Source organism: Pseudomonas sp. SDT291_1_S447 (genome assembly GCF_054070155.1).
Genome location: NZ_JBSVXS010000210.1, coordinates 1 through 4,797, shown reverse-complemented (window position 1 = coordinate 4,797; position 4,797 = coordinate 1). Strand labels below are relative to the sequence as shown.

Below are 4,797 nucleotides of genomic sequence, written 5' to 3'. Positions count from 1 at the left end.
AGTCGACTCATATGGTGACCGGTACACCGCTATCGCGAGCAGGCTCACTCCTACAATGAATTGCGTTGGAGCAGGAATAACGGGCACAAAAAAACCGGCCGAAGCCGGTTTTTTTATGCCTGCGATCTTAGAACGAAGCGTTCTGCAGACCGTCCAGGTAACGTTCGGTGTCCAGTGCCGCCATGCAGCCGGCGCCGGCCGAGGTGATGGCTTGACGGTAAACGTGGTCAGCCACATCACCGGCAGCGAAGATGCCTTCGACGCTGGTCGCAGTAGCGTTGCCGTCACGGCCGCCCTGCACCACCAGATAACCGTCTTTCAGGGTCAGCTGGCCTTCGAACAGCGAGGTGTTCGGGGTGTGGCCGATGGCGATGAACACGCCGTCGACGGTGATTTCGTCGAAGCTGCCGTCGTTGTTCTTCAGACGCGCACCGGTCACGCCCATGTTGTCGCCCAGCACTTCGTCGAGGTTGGCGTTCAACTTGAGGATGATCTTGCCTTCAGCGACGCGAGCGTTGAGCTTGTCGATCAGGATCTTTTCGGCGCGGAAGGTTTCGCGACGGTGGATCAGCGTCACAGTGCTGGCGATGTTGGCCAGGTACAGTGCCTCTTCAACCGCAGTGTTGCCACCACCGACCACAGCTACCGGCTTGTTGCGGTAGAAGAAACCGTCGCAGGTTGCGCAGGCGGAAACACCTTTACCCATGAACGCTTCTTCCGACGGCAGGCCCAGGTAACGAGCGCTGGCGCCAGTAGCGATGATCAGGGCGTCGCAGGTGTAGGTCGCGCTATCGCCGGTCAAGGAGTACGGCTTGGAAGCGAAGTCCACAGCGTTGATGTGGTCGAAGACGATCTCGGTTTCAAAACGCTCGGCGTGTTCACGCATGCGCTCCATCAGCACCGGGCCAGTCAGGCCGTGGACGTCGCCCGGCCAGTTGTCGACTTCAGTGGTGGTGGTCAGTTGACCGCCAGCCTGCATGCCGGTGATCAGCAGTGGCTTGAGGTTGGCGCGGGCCGCGTATACCGCTGCGCTGTAACCGGCAGGGCCGGAACCGAGAATAATCACTCGCGAATGACGGACTTCAGACATGACCTGCTCCTGTTGACCGGGCCGAAACACAGGCCCGGATCGCCGGACTGCCGGCGGGAATAAAAAAGGACCGTGGAAAACCTTGGGGAAGGCTTGAGCTCGACAGTCCTGTAAAAAGTTGGGTGCAGCGTATCGAGGGGGGCAAGATTAAGGAAATACGGTTTAACAATCCAGCTCATAGGTGGTCTCTATGCCGTCACACTGACGAGATGGACGTCTTTGTTACAGTGGATGTCGATCACTCTGCCGCGCTTTCGCACGTAGTGCAAAGCCGGTAAGGTCGGCGCGTTTTCCCTTGCTCGGAGCACCTTATGCCCGCCCCCGTTCTGTCTGGCCCGCAATACCTGCGCGAAGGCCTCAAACTGGTCCTCAGCCCCAGCCTGCGACTGTTCGTGCTGCTGCCGCTGGCCATCAACCTGGTGCTGTTCGTCGGATTGATCTATCTGGCCGGCCACCAGTTCAGCCTGTGGGTCGATACGCTGATGCCGTCGCTGCCCGAATGGCTGAGTTTCCTCAGCTACATCCTCTGGCCCTTGTTCGTGGTGCTGGTGGCGTTGATGGTGTTTTTCACCTTCACCATGCTCGCCAACGTGATCGCCGCACCGTTCAACGGTTTTCTCGCGGAAAAAGTCGAAGTGGTGGTGCGCGGCACTGATGATTTCCCGGCGTTCAGCTGGGGCGAACTGATCGCCATGGTTCCGCGCACCCTTGCACGGGAAATGCGCAAACTCGGCTACTTTCTGCCGCGCGCCATCGGCCTGTTCATCCTGTCGTTCATCCCTGTGGTGAACATCATCGCCGCACCGCTGTGGCTTTTGTTCGGCGTATGGATGATGGCCATCCAGTACATCGACTACCCGGCGGACAACCACAAACTGGGCTGGAACGAAATGCTCGCCTGGCTGCGGCAGAAGCGCTGGCAGAGCATGAGTTTTGGCGGGATCGTCTATTTGGTGTTGCTGATACCGGTGGTCAACATCCTGATGATGCCGGCCGCTGTGGCCGGGGCGACGTTGTTCTGGGTGCGTGAACGTGGCGCAGAGAATCTGGTGACTCAGCGCTAACGCGACGTCACAAATCCATCATCCGAACGTCACAAGCACGACATGGCCTCAGCCGACACTGAGGTCATGACGACAGCTCTACACATCACCCTGATCAGCGAAACCTTCCCACCGGAAATTAACGGCGTGGCCAATACCCTTGGCCGCTTGTGCGATGGACTGCGCGCGCGTGGGCATAAGGTTGAACTGGTACGCCCACGTCAGGCCGGCGATCCGCAGCGCAGTGAAGATGACGCCTTGCTGTTGTGCCGTGGCTGGCCGTTGCCGGGGTATCCGGGGCTGCAATGGGGTCAGTCGTCGATGCACAAACTGCTGAGACGCTGGAAACGTCAGCGTCCCGATGTGCTGTATATCGCCACGGAAGGACCGCTCGGGTTATCGGCCCTGCGTGCGGCGCGGCGTCTGGGCATTTCGGTGGTCAGCGGGTTCCACACCAACTTTCAGCAATACACCAGTCAATATGGGCTCGGTCTGCTGACGCGGATGCTCACGCACTATCTGCGCTGGTTTCACAATCGCTCGGCGCTGACGTTAGTGCCGAGTGTCAGTCAGCGCCTGGAACTGGAGCGACGGCATTTCGAGCGTTTGGCGCTGTTGTCGCGCGGTGTCGACAGCCAGTTGTTTCATCCGAGCAAACGGCTGAATGCCTTGCGTGAGCAATGGGGACTGAGCGAGCGCGACGTCGCCGTGATTCACGTAGGACGTTTGGCTCCGGAGAAAAACCTGGGCCTGCTCAAGCGCAGCTTTGCAACCCTGCGCGAGACTTATCCACAGCGTAATCTGAAACTGATCGTGGTCGGTGACGGGCCGCAGCGGCTCGCGCTGGAAAAGGAATTGCCCGAGGCAATCTTCTGCGGCGCACAGCGCGGTGAGGCGTTGGCGGCGCACTACGCGTCAGGCGATGTATTTCTGTTTCCGAGCCTGACGGAAACCTTCGGCAATGTCGTGCTCGAAGCTTTGGCGTCGGGCCTCGGTGTGGTGGCTTACGATCAGGCTGCGGCGGCGCAGCATATTCGCCATGGCTACAACGGCGTGCTGGCGATGCCGGGAGATGAGCAGGCGTTTTGCGACGCCGCTGCATGGTTACTGGAAGAGGATGAGCGGCTGCGCTGTGTGCGCCTGAATGCGCGGCAGCATGCGAGTCGCCAAGGCTGGCCGGCGGTTATCGAGCAGTTTGAAAAGCATTTGCGCGGGGCTTGTTTGGGGGAGTTGGTTGTCCCGAATGCGCAGACACTTCCCTGAATTATTGTTGCGTTTGAAACCGCCATCGCTGGCAAGCCAGCTCCCACAGGTATTTCCAGTGACCACAGGTCGGGTGAACAGCCATGAAACCTGTGGGAGCTGGCTTGCCAGCGATAGCGTCAGTAAGGGCGCCGCTTAAACCAGCGTCATCAACGCCTCACGGCTGAACGGCAAGATATCCTGCTCACGCCCTTCGCGGACTTTCTGTGCCCAGTCCGGATCGACCAGCAGCGCACGCCCCACCGCGACCAGATCGAATTCCTCTTTGTTCAAACGCTCCAGCAGGTTTTCCAGACTGGCCGGTTGCGCGACCTTGTCGGTGTTGACCATGAACTGCAGGAACTCGCCATCGAGGCCAACGCTACCGACGGTGATGGTCGGCTTGCCGGTGAGCTTGCGCGTCCAGCCTGCCAGGTTCAGCTCGGAACCATCGAACTCCGGCTCCCAGAAACGCCGCGTCGAGCAGTGGAAAATATCCACGCCAGCGTCGGACAGCGGCTTGAGAAACTCACCCAACGCTTCCGAAGTCTGCACCAGACGCGCGGTGTAATCCTGCTGCTTCCATTGCGAGAAACGAAAGATGATCGGGAAACCTTCGCCTACGGCCGCACGTACGGCTTGAATCAGTTCGATGGCGAAACGCGAACGGTTGGCCAGTCTGCCGCCGTATTCATCGGTGCGCTGGTTGCTGCCTTCCCAGAAGAACTGGTCGATCAGGTAACCGTGCGCGCCGTGGATTTCCACGCCGTCCATGCCGATGCTTTGTGCATCCTTGGCGGCTTGGGCGAACGCGGCGATCACGTCCTTGATGTCCTGTTGGGTCATGCCGTGCACCACGACCTGACCGTCCTTGAGTTTTTCCGACGGGCCGTAAGCCGGCACGCTGGCGTCCGGCTCGGTGCCGATGCGGCGCACGCTACCCACATGCCACAGTTGCGGAACGATCTTGCCGCCTTCGGCGTGAACCGCATCAACGACCTTCTTCCAGCCGGCCAGTGGCGCTTCGCCGAAGAACTGCGGCACGTTCGGGTAGCCGTTGGAGGCAATGTGGCCAACGGTAGTGCCTTCGGTGATGATCAGGCCAACGCCGGCTGCCGCGCGACGACGGTAGTACTCGATGACTTTCGAATTCGGTACGCCACCCGGTGAAAACGAGCGGGTCATTGGTGCCATGACCACGCGGGTCGGCAGTTCGAGGGCACCGAGGTGGAAGGGTTTGAACAAGGCTTGAACGGGCATCGAAGGGCTCCACAGAGAAGGCTTTATGACGGCGATAATATGGAGGCGCGTACCCTTTGAACAGCACTATTGATTTGGGTGATTAAGGATTAAAAGACGCAAAGCAAAAGATCGCAGCCTTCGGCAGCTCCTACATGGGGTTTTGAGGTCACCTGTAGGAGC

General features: G+C 59.6%; 4 protein-coding genes. 2 read left to right on the top strand and 2 right to left on the bottom strand.

All coding sequences use genetic code 11. From position 1 onward, the window contains the following. Nucleotides 1–127: 127 nt before the first annotated feature. A complete protein-coding gene (gene trxB / locus ACW9IR_RS28645; protein WP_016987028.1) occupies nucleotides 128–1,090 on the bottom strand; it encodes a thioredoxin-disulfide reductase in 963 nt (320 codons plus the stop codon). 311 nt (nucleotides 1,091–1,401) lie between these two features. Between trxB and cysZ the strand changes: the two genes are divergently transcribed. Both cysZ and ACW9IR_RS28635 read left to right on the top strand, forming a co-directional pair. Then, nucleotides 1,402–2,154, top strand: coding sequence for a sulfate transporter CysZ (gene cysZ, locus ACW9IR_RS28640; RefSeq protein ID WP_457465982.1), 753 nt, complete (start codon nucleotides 1,402–1,404; stop codon nucleotides 2,152–2,154). Nucleotides 2,155–2,196: 42 nt separating this feature from the next. Beyond that, nucleotides 2,197–3,396, top strand: a complete 1,200-nt coding sequence (locus ACW9IR_RS28635; protein ID WP_102900673.1) for a glycosyltransferase family 4 protein — start codon at nucleotides 2,197–2,199, stop codon at nucleotides 3,394–3,396. Nucleotides 3,397–3,531: 135 nt separating this feature from the next. On the opposite strand, the gene ACW9IR_RS28630 is transcribed toward ACW9IR_RS28635, so the two are convergent. Beyond that, a complete protein-coding gene (locus ACW9IR_RS28630) occupies nucleotides 3,532–4,635 on the bottom strand; it encodes an NADH:flavin oxidoreductase (RefSeq protein WP_457465979.1) in 1,104 nt (367 codons plus the stop codon). Between the last annotated feature and the right edge of the window lie 162 nt (nucleotides 4,636–4,797).